This is a genomic window from Rhodococcus sp. C3V (assembly GCF_029269915.1).
GTDB classification, from domain to species: Bacteria; Actinomycetota; Actinomycetes; order Mycobacteriales; family Mycobacteriaceae; genus Rhodococcus_F; species Rhodococcus_F qingshengii.
The window spans coordinates 46430-66655 of sequence record NZ_JARJBE010000011.1 but is presented as its reverse complement, the minus strand read 5'-3'; the positions used below and the strand labels follow the sequence as shown (position 1 = coordinate 66655).

The 20226-nt window shown below is 63.3% G+C and carries 18 protein-coding genes; 9 read left to right on the top strand and 9 right to left on the bottom strand.

The window, feature by feature from the left end:
• Positions 1-9 precede the first annotated feature (9 nt).
• A complete protein-coding gene (locus tag P3G66_RS24990; protein ID WP_007728914.1) occupies positions 10-1191 on the top strand; it encodes an aminotransferase class V-fold PLP-dependent enzyme in 1182 nt (393 codons plus the stop codon).
• 82 nt (positions 1192-1273) lie between these two features.
• On the top strand, positions 1274-2734 hold the full coding sequence (locus tag P3G66_RS24985; RefSeq protein WP_054188787.1) for an FAD-dependent oxidoreductase: 1461 nt from the start codon (positions 1274-1276) through the stop codon (positions 2732-2734).
• On the opposite strand, the gene P3G66_RS24980 is transcribed toward P3G66_RS24985, so the two are convergent.
• The gene (locus P3G66_RS24980) at positions 2731-3936 is read right to left on the bottom strand and encodes a GAF domain-containing protein (protein ID WP_075834005.1); all 1206 of its coding nucleotides are present in this window, start codon (positions 3934-3936) and stop codon (positions 2731-2733) included. The two genes, P3G66_RS24985 and P3G66_RS24980, sit on opposite strands and share 4 nt — an antisense overlap.
• A 290-nt stretch (positions 3937-4226) precedes the next feature.
• Between P3G66_RS24980 and P3G66_RS24975 the strand changes: the two genes are divergently transcribed.
• Together P3G66_RS24975 and pth are read left to right on the top strand one after the other, a co-directional pair.
• A complete protein-coding gene (locus P3G66_RS24975) occupies positions 4227-4835 on the top strand; it encodes a 50S ribosomal protein L25/general stress protein Ctc (protein ID WP_003946242.1) in 609 nt (202 codons plus the stop codon).
• 106 nt (positions 4836-4941) lie between these two features.
• Positions 4942-5514 (top strand): aminoacyl-tRNA hydrolase, encoded by a 573-nt coding sequence (gene pth / locus P3G66_RS24970; RefSeq protein WP_003946229.1) that lies wholly within the window; start codon positions 4942-4944, stop codon positions 5512-5514.
• 3 nt (positions 5515-5517) lie between these two features.
• Here pth and P3G66_RS24965 read toward each other — a convergent pair whose 3' ends face one another.
• A complete protein-coding gene (locus P3G66_RS24965; RefSeq protein WP_007728923.1) occupies positions 5518-7152 on the bottom strand; it encodes a fatty acyl-AMP ligase in 1635 nt (544 codons plus the stop codon).
• A gap of 238 nt (positions 7153-7390) precedes the next feature.
• On the opposite strand from P3G66_RS24965, the gene P3G66_RS24960 reads away from it, so the two are divergent.
• The 3 genes from P3G66_RS24960 (at position 7391) to P3G66_RS24950 (ending at position 10408) form a co-directional block, all read left to right on the top strand.
• Entirely contained in the window at positions 7391-9109 is a 1719-nt protein-coding gene (locus P3G66_RS24960) for a peptide chain release factor 3 (RefSeq protein ID WP_007728924.1), read from the top strand.
• Positions 9109-9765 carry a nicotinamide riboside transporter PnuC gene (gene pnuC, locus P3G66_RS24955; RefSeq protein ID WP_276117260.1) on the top strand — a complete coding sequence of 219 codons (657 nt, stop codon included), beginning with the start codon at positions 9109-9111 and terminating at the stop codon, positions 9763-9765. Before P3G66_RS24960 ends, pnuC begins: the two co-directional genes overlap by 1 nt.
• Before the next feature lie 70 nt (positions 9766-9835).
• Entirely contained in the window at positions 9836-10408 is a 573-nt protein-coding gene (locus tag P3G66_RS24950) for a hypothetical protein (protein ID WP_050794098.1), read from the top strand.
• 18 nt (positions 10409-10426) lie between these two features.
• Here the strand turns inward: P3G66_RS24950 and P3G66_RS24945 are convergent, their stop codons facing one another.
• From P3G66_RS24945 to P3G66_RS24915, 7 genes are all read right to left on the bottom strand, one after another.
• On the bottom strand, positions 10427-11101 hold the full coding sequence (locus P3G66_RS24945) for a pyridoxal 5'-phosphate synthase (protein ID WP_003946217.1): 675 nt from the start codon (positions 11099-11101) through the stop codon (positions 10427-10429).
• A 25-nt stretch (positions 11102-11126) separates the two neighbouring features.
• Entirely contained in the window at positions 11127-11627 is a 501-nt protein-coding gene (locus P3G66_RS24940; protein ID WP_003946235.1) for a nuclear transport factor 2 family protein, read from the bottom strand.
• A gap of 97 nt (positions 11628-11724) precedes the next feature.
• On the bottom strand, positions 11725-12366 hold the full coding sequence (locus P3G66_RS24935) for a TetR/AcrR family transcriptional regulator (RefSeq protein ID WP_054780876.1): 642 nt from the start codon (positions 12364-12366) through the stop codon (positions 11725-11727).
• Between the two features lie 5 nt (positions 12367-12371).
• A complete protein-coding gene (locus tag P3G66_RS24930) occupies positions 12372-14108 on the bottom strand; it encodes an ABC transporter ATP-binding protein (RefSeq protein ID WP_065351231.1) in 1737 nt (578 codons plus the stop codon).
• The gene (locus P3G66_RS24925; RefSeq protein ID WP_275231601.1) at positions 14105-16030 is read right to left on the bottom strand and encodes an ABC transporter ATP-binding protein; all 1926 of its coding nucleotides are present in this window, start codon (positions 16028-16030) and stop codon (positions 14105-14107) included. Before P3G66_RS24925 ends, P3G66_RS24930 begins: the two co-directional genes overlap by 4 nt.
• Positions 16027-17019: an ABC transporter substrate-binding protein gene (locus P3G66_RS24920; RefSeq protein WP_042448943.1), complete on the bottom strand. Its 993-nt coding sequence runs from the start codon at positions 17017-17019 to the stop codon at positions 16027-16029. Before P3G66_RS24920 ends, P3G66_RS24925 begins: the two co-directional genes overlap by 4 nt.
• A 55-nt stretch (positions 17020-17074) precedes the next feature.
• Entirely contained in the window at positions 17075-18457 is a 1383-nt protein-coding gene (locus tag P3G66_RS24915; RefSeq protein WP_042449222.1) for an MFS transporter, read from the bottom strand.
• An 84-nt stretch (positions 18458-18541) separates the two neighbouring features.
• Here P3G66_RS24915 and P3G66_RS24910 point away from each other — a divergent pair, with 84 nt between their 5' ends.
• Complete coding sequence (locus tag P3G66_RS24910; protein WP_030536301.1) at positions 18542-19180, top strand: TetR/AcrR family transcriptional regulator; 639 nt, start codon at positions 18542-18544, stop codon at positions 19178-19180.
• A 71-nt stretch (positions 19181-19251) separates the two neighbouring features.
• On the top strand, positions 19252-20226 hold the full coding sequence (locus P3G66_RS24905) for an ABC transporter substrate-binding protein (protein ID WP_042448946.1): 975 nt from the start codon (positions 19252-19254) through the stop codon (positions 20224-20226).

Here is a 20226-nt window from a genome sequence, read left to right as displayed (position 1 = left end):
GAAGGTGCCATGTTCGATCTCGACACGATCCGCCGCGACACTCCCGGATGCCTCGACAAGGTGTTCCTCGACAGCGCGGGATCCTCGCTCCCGCCCGAGCCGGTGCTGACCACGATGATCGAGCACCTGAGACGTGAAGCCGACGTCGGCGGATACGTCGCAGCTGCTCGTCAGAGCGGCGCCCTCGCTGCTGTTCCCCATTCGCTGGCCCGGGTCATCGGTGCTCAGGCAACCGATATCGCTTTGACGGACAGCGCGACCCGTGCGTGGAACGACTTCCTCGCTGCCGTTCCGCTCGGACCCGGTGATCGAATCCTCATCAGCGGAGTCGAATACGCGAGCAACGCCATCGCTGCACTGGGGCGGGCGCGTTCGACCGGTGCCCACGTCGAGATCATCCCGAGCGATCAGTACGGACGCATCGACCTCGACGCACTCGAGAACATGCTCGACGATCGTGTTCGCGTCGTCTCCGTCGTCCACGTCCCCACCAACGGCGGCCTGATCAACCCCGTCCGCGAGGTCGTCGAACTCGCGAGGGCCTACGGCTCGCTCGTTCTGCTCGACGCATGCCAGTCCGTCGGCCAATTGCCCATCGACGTCACCGAACTCGGCGTCGACGCCCTCAGCGCAACCGGCCGCAAGTGGCTCCGCGGGCCACGCGGAACCGGATTCCTGTACGTCCGCCCCGGACTCGTCGACGCACTCGAACCCGCTGCGATGGACCTGCACGGAGCGGAATGGACCGGCGAGAACAGCTTCGTCCCTGCGCCGGATGCAACACGATTCGAACTCTGGGAAACGAGTGTCGCGGCGCGCCTGGGTCTCGGCGTCGCCGCCGACTATCTGCTCTCGATCGGCACCGACACGGCGTGGGAGCAGATCGAATCCCGAGCAGTCACGCTGAGGGAAGGTCTGGCAGCGATTTCCGGAGTCGAAGTCCGCGATCGAGGAACCCATCTGAGCGGCATCGTTTCCTTCACCGTCGACGGTATTTCCGAGCACCTGGTTCGGGATCAGCTTGCAGCACAGAACATCACCGTCACCGTCAGCGGTCGCGGGTCCACCCTCCTCGACATGGATGCCCGCGGACTCGACGCCGTGGTTCGCGCATCGCCGCACTACTTCGTCGACGAAGCCGACCTGGACACATTTCTGGGCGCGGTGAGGAGTTTGCAAACCTCCCGTTGACCGGGACCATGCCTGATCTGCGGAAGTCGAAACTGCAACTGTGGGGTGATCAGCAGTTTCGCCTTCCGAGAGGACTATTCGCATGGCCGACCCCACCGTCAGACCGATCTCCGCTGCCGACATCACCACCTGGGACTACGAGGCGGACGTCGTCGTCGCGGGATACGGCATCGCCGGCGTCACCGCTGCGATCGAAGCAGCGCGTGCCGGCGCCGAGGTGCTCGTCCTGGAGCGGACGGGCGGTTGGGGCGGAGCCGCGTCACTGGCTGGTGGATTCATCTACCTGGGCGGTGGAACGCCGTTGCAGAAGGCGTGCGGGTTCGAGGACTCGGTCGAGAACATGAAGACGTTCATGAAGGCAGCGCTCGGCCCCGGAACCGACGATACGAAGATCGACGCGTACTGCGAGGGCAGCGTCGATCACTACAACTGGCTCGTCGACGCCGGGGTCCCGTTCAAGGAATCGTTCTGGGGTCAGCCCGGCTGGGAACCGCCGTACGACGACGGCCTGATGTACTCGGGAGGCGAGAACGCCGCGCCGTTCAACACCCTCGTCGATCCCGCGCCCCGCGGACACGTTCCGCAGATGTCCGAGAAGAACACCGGCGAGAAGGGCGGCGGCTACATGCTGATGAAGCCACTCGTCGAGACGGCCGAAAAGCTCGGCGTCCGAGCAGAATACGATCTGCGCGTCCAAACTGTGGTGGTAGACGGCGATCGGGTTGTCGGCGTCGTCGCCAAGCGTTACGGCAAGGACGTCGCGATTCGCGCACGCAAGGGCGTCGTGCTGGCGATGGGCAGCTTCGCGTACAACAACGAGATGGTGCGCTCGAACGCACCGCGCATCTTCGGCCACCCGGCGGCCTCCATCGAGGCGCACGACGGCCGCGCAATCCAGATCGGTCAGGCACTCGGCGCCGACACCGCACACATGGACGCCACCGAGGTCGCGTTCTTCTGCGACCCGCAGTTGATGGTGCGCGGCATTCTTGTCAACGGCCGCGGTCAGCGATACATCCCCGAGGACACCTACCCCGGCCGCATCGGCCAGGCAACGCTGTTCCAGCAGGACAACCAGGCATTCCTCGTGATCGACGAAGCTGCGTACGAGGAAGGCATGAATGCCGAATCGTCCAGTGCACAGTTGCGGGCGCAGCCGAGCTGGGTGGCGGAGACCGTCGAGGAACTCGAAGGCGAGATGGGATTGCCCGCCGGATCGCTGCAATCCACCGTCGACCTCTACAACCGGCACGCGGCTGAAGGTTCGGATCCGGTGCTCGGCAAGAAGTCCGAGTGGGTGAAGCCGATCGTCGGCCCGTTCGCGGCAATCGATCTCCGTGGCCGCACAGGCGGATTCACGCTGGGAGGATTGAAGACCACCGTCGATTCCGAGGTTCTGCACGTCTCGGGTGCGCCGATCCCCGGACTCTTCGCAGCGGGTCGCTGCACGTCCGGTGTCTGTGCGGGCGGTTACGCCAGCGGGACAAGTCTCGGCGACGGCAGCTTCTTCGGACGTCGTGCCGGAATCAGCGCGGCGCGCTAGATCACCACAACTCGCACGCCCTCGGCAAAGCGGTACGGCTGAGTCTGGAGGACCGCGCCGAGGTGTTTCCTCAGTCTGGACACCTCGGCGCGCACTGCCACGACATGCTCGCGATCACCGAAGAGCACTTCGCTCAGGCCTGCGGCATCCACACCTGCCGAACCGACGGCTGCCAGTGCCCGCAAGATCTGAGCGTGACGCGGCGAAAGCGCGCGCGTCCAGTTGGCGTCACCACGCACCGTCACCTGCGGCGATGCGCCGAGGGCCAGCTCCAGCTCGATCAACGGCCCGCCGACGCCGGTGCGCAACAGCCAGCCGTCTCCGAGCGGCTCAGGCAGACACATCCCCAGACCTGGCACGATGACGGGCTTTCCCGCACTGGGTGCTGCCACGCGGTCAGGCGCGGCAATCCCGCTGGCGCCGGCCACCCAGCCGTACTCGTCGACCACCAATGCCGGACCTGTTCCTGCCGCGAACAGCGGTGCCGCCCGCGAGCGCAGGCGCTCGAGCGAAGCCGCGTGCTCGCGCCACAGCGTCGCCTCCGCGAGGCGAACCGCGGTGCGCACCAGCGCGACGGTGGTGGGATGCACCGAAGCTGCGGATCCACTGATGTCCACCACGCCCAGTATCTCGCCCGTCCGTGGGTCGTGCACGGGCGAGCCGGTACACGACCAATTGTGATGCGTGGGCGCATAGTGCTCGGCCGAGAAGAGTTGCACCGCAGAGTCTTCGATCAGCGCGGTACCTATCGCGTTGGTCCCCACCGACTGCTCCGACCAGCGTGCGCCTTCCGCGAACCCGAGAGCGTCCGCCGCACGTTTGACGGTCTTCGCCCCTTCGCGCCAGAGCAGGACACCGTCGGCGTCGGCAACGACCACGATGAAGCCCGCGTCCTCGGCGACCTCGGTGAGCGTGGTTCGCAGTTCGGGCAGAACGCTTCGCAGCGCGGTACGCGAACGCCTCGCCTCCAACTCGGAGAAATCGGCAACAGTAGACGCACCGCAGTGATCCGGCGTGAGCCCGCCGGCGGCCACCCTCGACCACGACCGCGCCACGACGGTCCGCGGCTGCGCCGGTGGTTCCTGGCCGGAGAGAACTGCGTCGTGCACCCGACTGAGTAGGCGAGCATGCTGCGACAGGTCGGTACCCGGCACGACGGCACCGAGCCGACTGCCTTCGGGAGCGTTCCCCACGGTGGTCACTCCGTCAGGCTACCGCTTTCGATGTGACGCGAACCACGTCCACACGGCCAGGTCCCCACCACCTGCGATTAGCGGCCGGGAGCAAACTCCGGTAACGTATCCGAAGTTGTCTCGGCGAGGGTGAATCGCAGCAGTTCCACACGTTGCAGGTTTACCGTGATCGACGCGGCTACGGCTCAGCTCGAGCGTTTCGCTCCTGGCCGTGTGCGCGCCTGTCCGCCTTGCCGCAGGCAAAACCACACGTCAGTAAACCGAGCACGAACCCCGTGAGTTGTAGGAGCCGTTTCATCATGTCTGAAGAAAACAACCTCGTCGCCGTCGTCCGCACCGAATTCGGCAAGGGCGCAGCTCGCCGCGCACGTCGTGACGGCCAGGTCCCCACGGTTCTGTACGGCCACGGTGAAGATCCCCGCCACCTCAATGTGCCGGCTCGCGACTTCGCCGCCATCCTCCGTGCACACGGCACCAACGCCATCCTCACCCTCGACATCGAGGGCACGGAGCAGGTTGCACTGACCAAGTCGGTCGTCGTGCACCCCATCCGCAACTACATCGAGCACGCCGACCTCCTCGTCATCAAGAAGGGCGAGAAGGTCACGATCGACGTGAACGTCATCGTCGTCGGCGATGCTGCTGCAGGCACGATGGTCGCGCAGGACGCATCCACGATCTCCATCGAGGCCGACGCGCTTCACATCCCCGAGCAGATCGAGGTTTCGGTCGAGGGTCTCGAGATCGGCACCCAGATCCTGGCCAGCCAGCTCGAACTGCCCAAGGGCTCGACCCTGCAGGCTGACGCCGACACCCTGATCGTCAACGTCGTTGCTGCACCCACCGAGGCAGACCTCGAAGAGGGCGCAGAAGCTCCCGCCGCCGACGAGGCTGCAGAAGAGGCCTGATCCTCTCGGTTCCAACAGAACTCACTGCGCGCGGCGCGTCATTCCGATTCGGAGTGACGCGCCGTTCGTGCGTAGCAGGAAAAAACAAGCCAGAAAGTAGCGTCCGTTGAGCACAGATACCGCCCTCGTCATCGGCCTGGGTAATCCCGGCCCCCAGTACGAGAAGACCCGGCACAACGTCGGCTTCATGGTCGCCGGCACCCTTGCCGGGCGCATGGGCGGAAAGTTCAACGTACACAAGAAGAGTGGCGCCGAAATCGTCGAAGGTCGCCTCGCCGGCCGGCGTGTGATTCTCGGAAAACCACGCTCGTACATGAATCTCTCGGGTGGCGCTGTCGCCGGTCTCGCACGGTTCTTCTCGGTCGACGCCGCGAACATCATCGTCGTCCACGACGAACTCGATCTCGATTTCGGGACGATCAGACTCAAACTCGGCGGCGGCGAAGGCGGCCACAACGGCCTGCGGTCCATTTCGAGTTCGTTGACCACCAAGGACTACCTGCGCACGCGCGTCGGGATCGGTCGTCCGCCGGGCCGCATGGACCCGGCGGACTACGTTCTCAAGCCGTTCTCGTCCACGGAGCGAAAAGAACTCGATCTCGTATGCGAAGAGGCTGCGGATGCAGTGGAGCTACTGCTCGAACTCGGGTTGGAGGCCGCACAGAACCGCCTGCACTGACGGTCAGTTACCCAGCAGTGCAGCCGAATTGGCGCGGCGGAGCTTCCCCGACGACGTCTTCGGGATACTGCCGGGACCCAGGACCGCAACGGCGCGAGGTCGGACACCGACGTCGGCAACCACGGCGTGGACCACTTCGCGTTCGATACGCTTGACCTCTTCCGGATCCTCGAAAGCGTTGGTCTCGACGGCGACTGCAAAGCTCTCACGCTTCTGGCCGGCGTCGAGACGAATCGCGACGGCATTTCCGGGACGCACACCGGCAACGGTTCCGGCCGCCCGTTCGATGTCTGTGGGGTACACGTTCCGGCCGCCCATGATGATGACGTCCTTGACACGCCCGCACACCACGACCAGTCCTTCCTCGGTGAAGTACCCGACGTCACCGGTGTCGAGCCAACCGTCGGCGTCCTGGGCCGGCTTGTGTCCGTCGACCGTGACGTACCCGGGAGTGACTGCCTTGCCGCGAACCTCGATGATTCCGACACCGCGGGCCGGAAGCACCTGACCGTCACGGTCGACGATGCGTCCCTCGAGGTCAGGCACCATCTTGCCGAGTGTGGCGAGGGCACGAGCGTTGGGGCGATTGGACGGCACCGCTCGAGACATCGATTCGAGAAAGTCTGGATCGACGTAGTCGAGGACCTGACCTTGATCGGGATCCGGAATCGACACGGCGAGCGTGGTTTCCGCCATTCCGTACACGGGCGCCAGCGCAGTCGGGTTCAAACCGAAACGCGCACCGGCCTCGGCGAGTGCATCCATCGTGTCGGGATCCACCGGCTCGGCGCCGTTCCACATGTATCGGACGCTGGACAGGTCGACTGCCCCGTCTTCCGCCTGTGCGAGTCGACGAGCCAAGAGCGAGTACGCGAAGTTCGGTGCGGCGGTGACAGTTCCGCCGTACTTGCCCATCAGCTCGGCCCACAGCACCGGGGTGCGCAGGAAATCCATCGGCGTGATGCTGATGACCTCTGCGCCCACCTGCATCGGAACCGTGAGGAAGCCGACCATGCCCATGTCGTGGAAGAGCGGAAGCCAGCTCACCATCACGTCGTCCTCGATGGAGAACTTGATGCGGTTGATCATGGCGTAGGCATTTGTGTAGAAGTTCTCGTGCGTGATCTGCACGGCCTTGGGCGAACCGGTGGAACCGGACGTCAACTGCTGGAGTGCGATATCCGATTCGGCCGTCTCCACGGGATCGATCGACGTTCCGCTGCGAAGCTCGTCCACCGTCACGACGGTGATGCCACGCTCTTCGAGGAGCGGCTTGGCCGCGTCGAAGGGCGCACCCAGAATGACGGCTTTCGCGGAGATCATGTCGATCACAGTCTCGGTGTCCTGAGCCCAGACGCCCAGATCCGTTCGGGGGGTCGGCTGATGCAGCATCGTCACCGACGCACCGCGCATCCACGTCGCCTGGCAGGCAGGTGCGATGTCGACGGGCTGTCCGGCGAGAATGCCGATCGCGACGCCGCGATCGATACCGACCTCGGCCAGGCCGCCGGCCATGCGCCGAGCCTCCTGGTGGATGTCGCCCCAGGTCTGACGGAAAGCGTTGTCCGGCTCTCCCGTCACCAGGCCGCGGTCGGTGACTGCGGCGGTCGCATACATCTCTTCGGTGAACTTGCTCAACGCAACTCCTCGGTCAGTGTCACTCTTCGATCAGTGCAACTCTTCGCAGGACACAAATGGCTGTGTGTTCGAACACACACATACATGGATAATCAGCGATCGTTCGCCGAGTGTTACGCCGCAGTGGCTATTGCATCCTGGTCTGCGAGTATCCTTTCTCTGTTGTGCTGCCGCACTCTCCACCTGTCCGCGCACCGGCACGTCGCCGGCACCGACGCCCACTTCGAGAGGTTCTTCGTTGACTACCCCGTCCGACTCGACCGTCCCTTCCGACTCGACTGTCCAGTCCGACACCGAAGGCCCCGATTCAACCGAGAGCGGGTCGGTCGCGGTCACGACGACGACCAAGGGCCTGTCCGCCGAGGCAGAGCGTCGCCGCACCTTCGCCGTCATCTCGCATCCCGACGCCGGAAAGTCGACGCTGACCGAAGCGCTGGCACTGCACGCGAAGAAGATCTCGGAGGCAGGAGCCGTCCACGGCAAGGCAGGCCGCAAGTCGACGGTCTCGGACTGGATGGAGATGGAGAAAGCCCGCGGCATTTCCGTCAGTTCCACCGCACTGCAGTTCAACTACCACTCCTCCGAGACCCCGGACGAGCAGATCAACGTCATCAACCTCGTCGACACCCCCGGTCACTCCGACTTCTCCGAGGACACGTACCGCGTCCTGACCGCCGTCGACGCGGCGGTCATGCTCATCGACGCTGCCAAGGGCCTCGAACCGCAGACGCTCAAGCTGTTTCAGGTGTGTCGTCACCGCGGCATTCCGGTCATCACCGTCATCAACAAGTGGGACCGTCCCGGTCAGACTCCTCTCGAACTGCTCGACGAGATCAGCGAACGGATCGGCCTCACACCCACCCCCCTGTACTGGCCGGTCGGCATCGCCGGCGACTTCCGCGGACTGCTGCGGCGCGGTGAAGACGGTGAGGCTCGCGAGTACGTCCGCTTCACCCGTACCGCAGGCGGCGCGAAGATCGCCCCCGAAGAGGTCATGGACGCCGACGCGGCGCTCGCCAAGGAAGGCTCCGAGTGGGAGACCGCGGCCGAGGAGAGTGAACTGCTCTCCGCTACCGGCCAGGACCACGATCAGGAGATGTTCCTCGCCGGTCAGACTTCCCCGGTGATCTTCGCGTCCGCGATGCTCAACTTCGGCGTCCGCCAGATCCTCGACACCCTCGTCGAATTGGCGCCGCCGCCGCGTGGGCGCGAAGACCTCAGCGGCAAGCCGCGCGAGGTCACCGATCCGTTCAGTGCGGTCGTCTTCAAGGTCCAGGCCGGTATGGACACCGCGCACCGCGACCGTCTGGCGTTCATGCGCATCGTCTCCGGCGTGTTCGAGCGCGGCATGGTTGTCACACACGCCCAAACCGGCAAGCCCTTCACGACCAAGTACGCCCAGACGGTATTCGGACGTGAACGTTCCACCGTCGAATCCGCGTTCCCCGGCGACGTCGTCGGCCTCGTCAACGCCACCGCACTCGCACCCGGCCACACGCTGTACACCGAGAAGAAGGTGGAGTTCCCGCCGATTCCGTCGTTCGCGCCGGAACACTTCTCGATCCTGCGCGCCGAAAGCGCCGGCAAGTACAAGCAGTTCCGCCGTGCTGTCGACCAACTCGATTCCGAGGGCGTCGTCCAGATTCTCCGCAACGACATCCGCGGCGACGCCTCCCCCGTCATGGCGGCTGTCGGCCCGATGCAGTTCGAGGTCGTCGCAGCGCGCATGAAGGCCGAGTTCAACGTCGAGGCCAAGATGGAACCGCTCGGCTACGCATTGGCTCGCCGTACCGACGCCGCGTCCGAGGTCGAACTGAACCGTCAGCGCGGTGTGGAGGTCTTCACCCGTTCCGACGGTGTTCTGCTCGCCCTGGTCAGTGACAAGTGGCGCCTGCAGTACATCCAGAAGGAACTCCCGGATCTGACGCTCGAACCCCTCGTCGCTGCTGCGGACTGATGAGCCTGATCGAGGCGCTGTTCGACGCCGAACTGCACATCGGCAGCGCCACGATTCTCTGGCGAGAGATCATCGGAAACGCGTTCGGAATCGGCTCCGCGATCGCGGGCGCGCGACGCTCGGTATGGGCGTGGCCCGTCGGTATAGCCGGAAATGCCTTGTTGTTCACGGTGTTCATGGGCGCACTTTTCCACACTCCGCAAGAGCTCAATCTCTACGGCCAGGCCGGCCGTCAGTTGTTGTTCATCACCGTCAGCGTCTACGGGTGGACTCAGTGGCGACGCGGGGCACGCGACTCCGGTCGCGCAGTCCTGCCCCATTGGGCGACAACTCGCGAGCGCGTCGCCATGATCGCCGTCATGACCAGCGGCACAATCGCTTTCGCCTGGATCTTCGACCTCCTCGGCTCGTACGGAGCGTGGGCGGAGGCCTGGATCTTCACCGGCTCCATCCTCGCGACATACGGCATGGCGCGCAGCTGGACCGAATTCTGGCTCATCTGGATCGGCGTCGACGCCGTTGGTGTTCCGCTTCTTTTCCGAGCCGGCTATTACCCTTCGGCGATCCTCTATCTGGTCTATGCATTCTTCGTCCTGTGGGGCTTCGCAATGTGGCTGCGCATTCAACGCCGAACTCCACAAGGGGTGTGGCCGTAAACCAACTCCTGGTATGTTTGCGTCAATTAAGCAAACCGGCGGTCTGTTTACGGGCATCAGGAGCGAAACAATGGAAGACAAGAATTCTCACGGAATAGTGGGCCCCAACGGTTCCGGCAACGGATCGAGAGCCAATAGCTCCGCAAGTAATGGTTCTGCAAGCAATGGTTCTGCAAGCAATGGTTCTGGGAGCAACCTTTCCACGGGTAACGGTTCCACCAGTCCCACCGCCACAGCGGATTTTCTGTCGACCGCACCCAAGCAATCCGATGCATTCACGTTTCCGCTTCCTGCCCGAACCACGGCCGCACACAGCAGCGGAGAGGACCTTTCAGTGCCAGCTTCAACACGCGAATCATCGAGGACGCTCGAAACTCGGAGTCGTACCGTCGTACGTCGCGACGCGATGGGCGTAGCCGCCGTTCGAGTGGCCGGTCGACTCACCCACACCGAACTCATCGCAAATCAGGCCTCACCCTCGAGCACACATTCCTCCGACCCCACGACGGATCTGGACGAGTTGCTCACGATGCTCGGCAGCTACCTGTTGTCCTCGGGGTTCGAACATCCCGAAATCCACGCCAAGCTGGGCGGACAGTCGATTGTCGTCAACCTCGTTTCACCGGAAATCAGCGCCAGCTGAGCTCGACCCAGCTGTCACTTAGGGCCACAGCACTGCTCGTGTCCATGCTCGGTCCGAGCCGCGCCGGTACAACCACCGCTGATGCCGACGCCCGGAGTCTGCCTGCCAGAACTCGACAGACTCCGGCTCGAGGCACCACGCACGCCAGTCCTTCGACACGAACCCTGGGTCGTCGCTGATTCTTGCTTCCGCAGCGGCCACCGACGCGTCGTACGCCCCTAAGTCTTCGAGCACCTCGCTCTGCTCACTTGCCGTCGCCACCGCTCTCGCCGTGACGGAGCGTTCGACGAAGTCTCGGCGTCGAAGTGCGTCGTCGCCCTCGCGAACCGTTCCGCGAATCCGGACCTGTTGGCCTGTTTCGCGCCAGTAGAAGGCGAGCGATGCTCGCGGATTTTCTTTCAGCTCAACACCTTTCGGCGAAGCAGCTGAACCAGAGAACCAGAACCCACCCTCGGTCACGTCCTTGAGGATGAGGAAGCGAGAATCAGGCATACCGTCGCCGTCCACGGTCGAGAGCGCACACACGTGTGGCTCGACGACGCCGAAGGCTACGGCCGCACGGAGCCAGTCGAGGAACAACTCCCCCGGCTTTTCCGGAAAACACTCGGGCGCGGGCGGCGGAGTTCCGGTCAGCGCGGGGATACCGCGAATCCACGTCCGTACGTCAGGCAGCGAAAAATCTGCATCAACCATGAGCCGACTCTAATCGCGGGCGACCTCAGGAGACGTTGCGAACTACCGAGTCGCCGAACGACGGTTGCTGCAGCAGCGCCCACTTGTTGGACGTCAATCGGAAACTCGGCATGTCGGCGAGCGCCACCACCGATTCCCAGGTCCGCTCGTAGCTCGTGTGGGAGATTCGCCATTCACCGTCGCTGCAGCGGGTGTATCTGTCGTGATAGAAGGCCGATCCGCGAAGCAGCATGCCGTCTTCGGGGATTACCACTGTGTCCGCGAGGCACCAGATCCCGGTTGCGGTGTCTCCGTCGACGTCGATCTCGGGTTGCCCGCACTGATGTTCGGTGATGATGTGTGATCCGAGAGTGTTCTCGAGGAAGGAGACGAACGAATCTCGGGAATCGAAACTGAGTTGTTCTCCGTAGATCGCGGTGGCGTCGACGGTCAGAGTGTCGGCGAATTCGACCCACGATTTGGTGTCCAAGGCGCGTGCGTATCGGTACTTGAGTCTTTGGATGAGAACAATCGCTTCGAGATCCATGATCCCCGCCTCCCGGTGCAGCAACCACCCGTCCTATGTGTGCACATTAGCCTGTATCACGCCGAAACGGGCATTACTCTCAAAGCTAGTAGAAATGTCAGCCGATAACACGCTTTTCCAGGCCGTCGAGCATGATCGTGATCTTCTCGTCCAACCAACCTCGCCCGTGCCACGTCGATTCGTCGCCGATTCCCTCGATCAACGACTCCGATGCATTCCAACTTTCCTGATACGCCTGTCGCGCGGAACGTGAATCGGCGGAGCTGACGGTCTTGTCCATCGCCGCCATCATTGCGAACTGCGTCATCGTCACCTCGGAGATGAAGTCCACCGCCAATATCGCATCGTGGGGTGTGAAGCCTTGCGCAGTCAACGAACCGACCAGTTTCTCCACGATCTCGATTATCGCCGGCGGCGTGCCCGGAACTGCGAGACCGACCTGGGCCAGACCTGGATAGCGCTCGAACGAGGACCACAGAACGTCGCAGAAATCCTTCAGGAATTCGCGCCACGGACGATTCGTATCGGGCCATACAGTCTGACGCACAACATGATCCGAGCAGGCACGCAGCAGCGCTTCGCGGTCTGCGAAGTAGCGATAAAGTGCAGAATGACTGACGCCCAGCCGCTTTGCCACGCTCGGCATGGTCAGTTCACTCAGATCACCGGCGAGGGCGGCCTCGACGATGTCCACTGTCGACAACGTCGGCGGCCGCCCCGTCTTCTTTCCGGTCTGCATTCTGCTCAGCTTGCCACCAACCGCCATCCCGACGCACGGTGGCGCTGATTCCAGAACGCGGCGTAGTTCCCACCGGCTGCGAGCAGGACTTCGTGGGTGCCCACTTCGACTATCGAACCGTCGTCACCGAGCACGATGATCTGATCTGCGGCCACGACGGTCGACAGTTTGTGAGCGATCACGAGCAGTGTGCTTTCCCTGGCGAGTTCTTGCATCGCACGTTGAACGTGTGCCTCGTTCTCGGGATCGAGCGCGGCCGTCGCCTCGTCGAGCAGAACGACAGGTGCGCGTTTGAGGAGTGCGCGCGCAATGGAGACCCGCTGCCGCTCTCCACCGGACAGTGCCGTCCCGCCCTCACCGACACGGGTGTCCCAACCCCGCGGAAGCCGCTCGACGATTTCCGCGACGCCCGCGATCCGAGCCACGTCGAAGACTTCCTCGTCCGTGGCTTCGGGGCGGCCGAGGCGGATGTTCGCGATCAACGTGTCGTCGAAGAGGTACACGTCCTGGAAGACCAGAGACAGCTGCGACATCAGGTCGGCACTCGTGAGGTCCCGCACGTCGACGCCGCCGACACGCACCACACCGGAGTCGACGTCGTAGAAGCGCGAGATCAACCGGGTGACGGTGGTTTTGCCGGACCCTGACGGACCGACCAACGCCGTCAACGACTTCCGTGGCACGTCGAAGGAGATGTTTCGCAGAACCTGCCCACCGTCCGCGTATCCGAAGTCGACGGCGTCGAACTGCACTGCCGTCTCCCCCGTCGCCGTCCCGCTGGTATCGGGTTCGACCATTGGTTCAACTTCGAGGATCTCGGACATTCGCCGGATTTCATTGCGTGCCATTCTGATTGCACCGCCGAACTCGCCGATCTCACCCAGCGGCTGGATGAACCGTGCGGTCAGTCCGAGTAGCGCGATCAACGTGACCGGATCGATGTCGCCGCCGAGCGCGAGGAACGCGCCCAAGATGATCACGGCAGAGAACACGAATTGCAGGGCGATCCCGTTGACCACGGACCCGATCACCACGAACCACAGTTGTGAACGACCCGCAGTGTGTTGCGCTTCGATCGCGTCGTCGAGCGGTTCGTACACCCCGTGGGTGCGTCCGAAAGCACGCAGGACCGGTTGGCAACGCGCGTATTCGAGCACTCGATTGTTCGATTCGACGGCTGCGGCATGTGCCCGATCGTCGGCCTTGGCAGTCATCGTCGAGGCAAATCTGGCTGCCGCGAACAGAATCGGAACGCTGACCACCAGCGCCAACCCGAGCCGCCAGTCGAAGAACAACATGCACACGACAATGGTTGCCGGGCTGGCAATTCCGGAGATGATCGGTGTCATCAGGTGCGCAGCCGCCCCCATCACCGAGATGGTGCCCTTGCTGGCAACCTGCGATACCTGCCCGAGTCGCCCGGCGCCGAACCAGCCGAGCGGCAGAGTGACGAGATGATCTCCCAGACGCAGATGCATCGTCCGCAGCAGAGTGAGGGCCGACTCGAAACCCTTCATCGCCTGCAGGTAGTGCGCAATCGAACTGATCACAGCGCATACGGCCATGGCGGCGAGCCACCGAACGAAACTGCCCCAGTTCTGATCGAACAGTGCCTGCACCGCAGGGACCAGAAGCGCCACTGCCAAACCCTGCATCACGCCGTACAACACTGCCCACACCAGGAACTCGCGATAGCGGCCCTGATTCTGCGGGCCGAGTATCCGGAAGAGGTCGCGAATCATGAGTTGGCCTTTCCTGCTGCGTCAGACTTACCTGCGGTGTTGCGTTCAATCGAGTCGGCCCGACTGTGTTCAATCGAGTCGGCCCGACTGTGTTCAATCGAGTCGGCCCGACTGTGACTCGCCCACATCCGCGCATAGGTTGAACCACTCGCCACAAGCTGATCGTGCGTGCCCTTCTCCACGATCCGTCCGGCGTCGAGGACCACGATCTGATCGGCACTCACGATCGAAGCCAACCGGTGCGCGATCACCAGCACGGTGCGCCCCACCGTCAAACGCGACAGCGCTTCTTGGATATCGGCTTCGGACTCCGGGTCGGCGAACGCGGTTGCCTCGTCGAGCACGAGAACAGGAGTGTCCGCGAGAATCGCACGCGCGATGGAGACTCTTTGGGCTTCACCACCCGAGAATCTGGCGTCGACCCCGACCACCGAGTCGTACCCCCTCGGGAGCGCTTCGATTCGGGTGTCGATCTGCGCGGCTGCGGCAGCGGCCTTCACCTCGGCCGAAGTCGCCTGCGGTCGGGCAAGCCGAATGTTGTCGAGCACGGTCGCTTCGACCAGCTGCACGTCCTGCAGAACGAATCCGACGTGGCGGTACAGCTCGTCGGTAGCGACTTCCCTGACGTCGACACCACCGATGGCCACGGATCCGGCACGCACGTCGTGGAACCTCGGAACCAACGTCGCCAGCGTCGACTTACCCGAACCCGACGGTCCGACCAGCGCCGTCACCGTGCCCTCCGGCAGCGTCAGATCAATGTCGGTCAGAACGTCGGCGCCGTCGTCGTATGCAAAGGAAACTCCGGAGAATCGAACTTCGTTCCCCACAGGCTTTTTCGGATGATCGGTTTCCGGCAGAGCGTCGGTTGCGAACAGCGCGATCAGTCGCGCCGCAGCGGCGGCTGCCTCACGGCGTGCCTGCATACCGAAACCGATGGTCGTCACCGACACCGGAATCACCATCGCGACAAGAGAACTGGTCAGCACATCGACGGGTGACACCCATCCGGAGTGAACGAACCACGAGCCGAGGCCAAGGTTGACCACCAGCACAACCGGTGCGCTCAACGCAATCGAGGCCAGTGCCTCGGTCCGGAGCATCGGGCGAACCCAGCCCTCGTACGAGACGGCAAACGCCTTGGCAGCGTCGCGGTATCGAGAATGTGACTGCTTGTCCTGACCGAAGGTCTTGACCACTGCGATGCCGGTGACGAACTCGACGATGGTGTTGCTGATGGCCGCGATGCCCTCATTCATCCGGCTCATCTTGACGGCCATGTCCTTGGTCATCATCGCGTAGGCGATCATGTAGATCGGGAGGGTGGCAATCGCGACCAGTCCCAGACGCCAGTCGATCGAGATCACGTAGCCGAGCCCGACGAGCGGCACCGCGATGGCGCCGGTGGTCTCGACGGCGCTGTGCGCAACCAGGTAGTGGAGATCGGAGATGTCGTTCTGCGCGGCTTTGCGTACGGTTCCGGACGAGTGGGAGGTGAACCAGCCCAGTGGAAGTCGACCGAGTGTCGCTGCGATTCGACGCCGAAGCACAGCTTGAAGATTGACATCGGCGAAGTGCGTCACGATCAATGCACCGCCTCCGAAGAACGCACGCATACCCAGACCGAAGACGACCACCCACACGATAGTCCAGACGCGAGACGAGTCGATGTCGCCGCCCACGATCAGCGTCTTACCCAACTCGGCGATGGCCACGTACGGCACGATGGCCGCGACCGCGGCGATCACCTGCATCACCATCGCGATGGTGGTCCGTGTACGAACTGGCGCAAGGAGTTCGCGAAGCGCGCTCTTGTGCGCCGCCGCTTCAGCTTTGGCTTGCGAGGCTTCGGCCGTCGCTCCTTGTGATGCGTCGGCCTCTTCAGATGAAATGTCTGCTTTCGTGGCCTGTGTCGTCGTCATTTCGAGAACGCCTTCCATCGGGTTACTGCGTCGGCGTCGGATGCGATGCGGCCTTGGAGTTCCGCGCCGGTGAGAGTGCGATCGGCAAGAGCCTCGAGGTCTTCGAGGATCCAGTAGACCGCGAAAGGATAACTGCCGAACCAAAGTTCACCGCTCACGTCCACTGTGCGTCCGGCCTTCACTGCGGAGATCTCGTTGAACAGTGGATTTGCGTGAACTAGAGCGCCGTCGTAGATGTTGCCCGAGGTCACGACCATCGCGTCCGCCGCGTGCTGTCCGACCTCCTCGCCTGACACCGAAGACGTGGCAACACCTGTGTTGGGGCCGATCTTCGCGTCGAGTTCGGCTTGCGGGCGCCCGAAACCGGCTTCCTCGATGATCGAGGACATCGGCGACTGTGGGATGACGGTGTAAATGCCGCCGGAGAATCCCACCAGCACTGACAGCGTCTGCGGTTGCGCCTCGACCGTTCCGGATACTTCGGCAAATTTGGTCTCGAGCCTCGACACGATTTCGCGAGCTTCGGACTCTCGACCCAGTGCCGTCGCCGCGGTATTCAGAACTTCGCGCCACGGCGCCGCATAGGCGAGCACCGTCGTCGGGGCAATCTCGTTGGCCTGCGCGGTGATCGACGTCAACGAGCCGACATCACTGAGCAGGATTCGGTCAGGATGAACGGCCGCGATCTGCTCCACATCTGGTGATTGGAAGAACGTCGGTTTGTCGACGACCTCGATCCCCTCACTCTGCAATATCTCCTTCGCCGCCTGCGACTGCAGCGTGGCGAAGACCGTATCGGGCTTGACCCCGAGCGTGAGTGCGTTGAGCGCTGCGAACTCGTCCAGTGCGAGCAGTTTCTGAGGTGCAGGTACGGCCGACGACTCGCCTGTTTCCGATGCGTCTGCGTCATCGCCGCCCACGGAGCAACCGACAAGCGCCGTTGCTGTCGCTGCGAGTGCCGTTGCTCGCAGGCCCCACTGCTGCCACATCCTTCTCTCCCCGCTTTAGTTACACGCTGTCTCGATTAGGGGAGCCTACAGTAAGTCATGCCTTTTGTGCAGTCCTCGTCGCTGGAAGTGCAATCGCCGGCAGACAGGCGACAACACTGATGACGGCACCCATCACGAACGCCAGCGCGAACGAGTCGCCGGAAATGCCGATCGCCAGGACCGCTGTGGTCACCGGGGCGCCCACCGCCGAACCGACGGTTCTGATCACACTGTTGACTCCACTGGCTGCTGCCATTTCCGATGGCGGGACGATCGAGGCAACCAACAGAGCACAGACCGCGAACCCCACGCCGTTCCCCAATCCGACGAGGGAAAAGAACGCCACGATCGCAACCACCGAACTCGGCCAGATCGCGAGTCCGACTGCGCCCGCCGCCATGAGGGCCAGCGCTATGACAGCGGGCACCCGCGGCCCGAATCGCCGCGCGAGAGCCGGCGTCAAGCGGCCACCGAGAAAGACGAGGACAGCGGCGGGCAAGAGCGCCAAGCCGGTCTGCACAACGGTGAATCCGCTTCCATACGTGGACGTTTCCGGCGCCTGGAGGATCCGCGGCAGACAGATATAGAAAATGTACGGCACGAACCCGAACACCAGGGTGAGTGCGCTGGTGATCATCATCGGCTTGTCCCGAAAAACTCGCATGTCGACGATCGGCGCGTCGTGGCGGGAATCGACGGCAATCAGTGTCGCGAACGAAACGAACGCGACTACCACCAGACCCCAGAATCCGAGCGACAAAACTCCCCAGTCGGAGGCTTTCGTGATCGCCAAGAGCAGGCTCACCAATCCGAACGCCAGAGCGCCGGCACCGGCCCAGTCCGTCGGCATACCCGGGCGGCGATGCGAGCCCGGAACCACGGCCACCACTGCGACCAATGCGAGCACGATCAAGATCCCGGTGATCACGAACAACCACTGCCAACTGAGATACTCGAGGATGACACCGCCGATCACCAGTGCACTTCCGGCACCGATTCCCAAAGTCCCAGCGAGCCAACCTATCCCTGAAGACAACTCGGGACCTACTACCGTTCTCCGCAGTACTGCCATCGCAAGCGGGAAGCTCGCCATGCTCACTCCCTGGACAGCTCGAACGACAAGCAGCACCCCGATATTCGGGGCGGCTGCCGCGGCAAATGTCGCGAGAGCGAAGATGATCAGGACGATCACCAGGACTCGCTTGTCGCCGAATCGGTCACCCATCGCGCCGACTATCGGAGCCATCACCGCGGCCGCCAACAGGTACGCCGTCAGGATCCAGCCGGTCACCGCCACGGACGTGTCGAAATGCTCACCCAACACCGGCAACGCCGGTACCAGCATGGTCTGCATGAGCGAGTAGACGAGTACCGCCCCCGCAAGCGCGGCGATCACCCGGCTCCCGGATCGCGTGGGCGCCTCCGCCAAGGTTGTCATCGACACCTTCCTCCAATCATGAATCGAATCGGAACGGAATACTCCGTTCCGATTGAGTAAACCATGCATTGCTAGCCTGTGGGAATGGCGAAAGAGAATGCGAGCCTCCCCGGACGCGCCCGAGAAGCCGCAGACAACGACGTCACCGTACTGCGAGCAGCGCGCGAGATTTTTGCCGAACAGGGTTGGAATGCACCGGTATCGGCAATTGCCACCCGGGCCGGAGTGGGAGTAGGCAGCATCTATCGCCGATACCGAGGCAAGGAGGAACTGGCGCAATCCCTGCGCGTCTGGGCGATCGACCACCTCGCCACCCTCGCCCGAGAGTGCATGAGCACCGCGAAAACCGATGAAGCCGTACTGAAGACGTTCTTCTCGCGATATCTCACCGAATCAGTGGGACCGCTCATTCCGGTCCTCGGCGGCAAGTTACCTGAACACGCCGAAGTCACTCGTGCCGCCGAAGAATTGGAGGCCGCACTGCAATCGATGGTCGACGTCTGCATCGACGCTCGCGAAGTCCCGCCCGACTTCACTGCTGCAGACGTCATGCTCATGACAGTGCATCTGCGGCCGACTCTGCCGATCGAGGGTGATCGAGCCACCGAAATACACACGCGCTATCTCGACTTCATGCTCGACGGACTTCGTGGCGGAACACCCCGACCAACGATCACTCCCCCGTCCTGGAGCGAATGGCTTCAGATGTGGCAGGGCAACTGACCCCGAGAACACCCGAATGGCATGTCAGGTTAGGCTTACCTAGCTTAGTTCGCCATGTTCGGAAGGTTCTCATGAAAATCAATCGCCGGCTCGCCGGCTTCGCCGCTCTACCCGCCGTCGCCACGCTCCTACTCGCCGGTTGCGGAAGTAGCGACGCAGCGCCCTCTACCGAGACCAGGTCTGCCGACCAGTCCTGGAGTTACACAACGGGATACGGAAACACGATCACCCTCGACCACGCCCCGGAGCGGATCGTCGTCGACGCGTACTCCGCTGCGGCTCTGTGGGACTACGGCATTCGGCCGGTCGGCATCTTCGGTTACGGCGTCGGCAATCCAGACGTCACCGATCGCGCTGACGAGTCGACGATGACCGTCGTCGGCCGTGAAGGTGAACTCAGCGCGGAAGCTCTTGCGGCGCTGGACCCAGACCTGGTCATCGGGTATGGCAACAGCGACGACCCGACACGATGGACTTGGTGGGACGAGCCGATGGGCAAGACCGTCAACAATGTTGCACCGTTTGTCGGCGTCAAGTTCTCCGGAGCCTCGACACCGGACGTGTTGAACGAGTACGCCTCACTCGCCGAAGCACTCGGCGGGAACACCGACACAGCCGCAGCACGCGAGGGCAAGGAAGCATTCGAATCCGGTGCGGAGCGCATCCGAACTGCTGCGGCCAAGGTCGACGACATCGAAGTCCTCGCCCTGAACGGTGACAGCTCCGAGTTGTACGCAGGCACAACGGCGCTCGCTCAGTTCGGTTACCTGAAGGAACTGGGCGTGAAGTTCACCGGTCCGGGAGGCGACAAGGGCTGGGCCGATCTCAGCTGGGAACAGGTACCGGACTATCCGGCGGACATCGTGTTCCAGTTCGCGAAGTCGGCAGAGGCATTCGCGGCATCACCCGTGTTCGTCAAGCTGCCCGCGGTGACCGCGAACCAGGTGATCGACTTCGACGACAAGCGTCCCAACACCTACGCCAATTACGGCGCCTGGTTCGAGCAGGTTGCACAACTACTCGACCAGGCCCGCAACGTCGCCTGA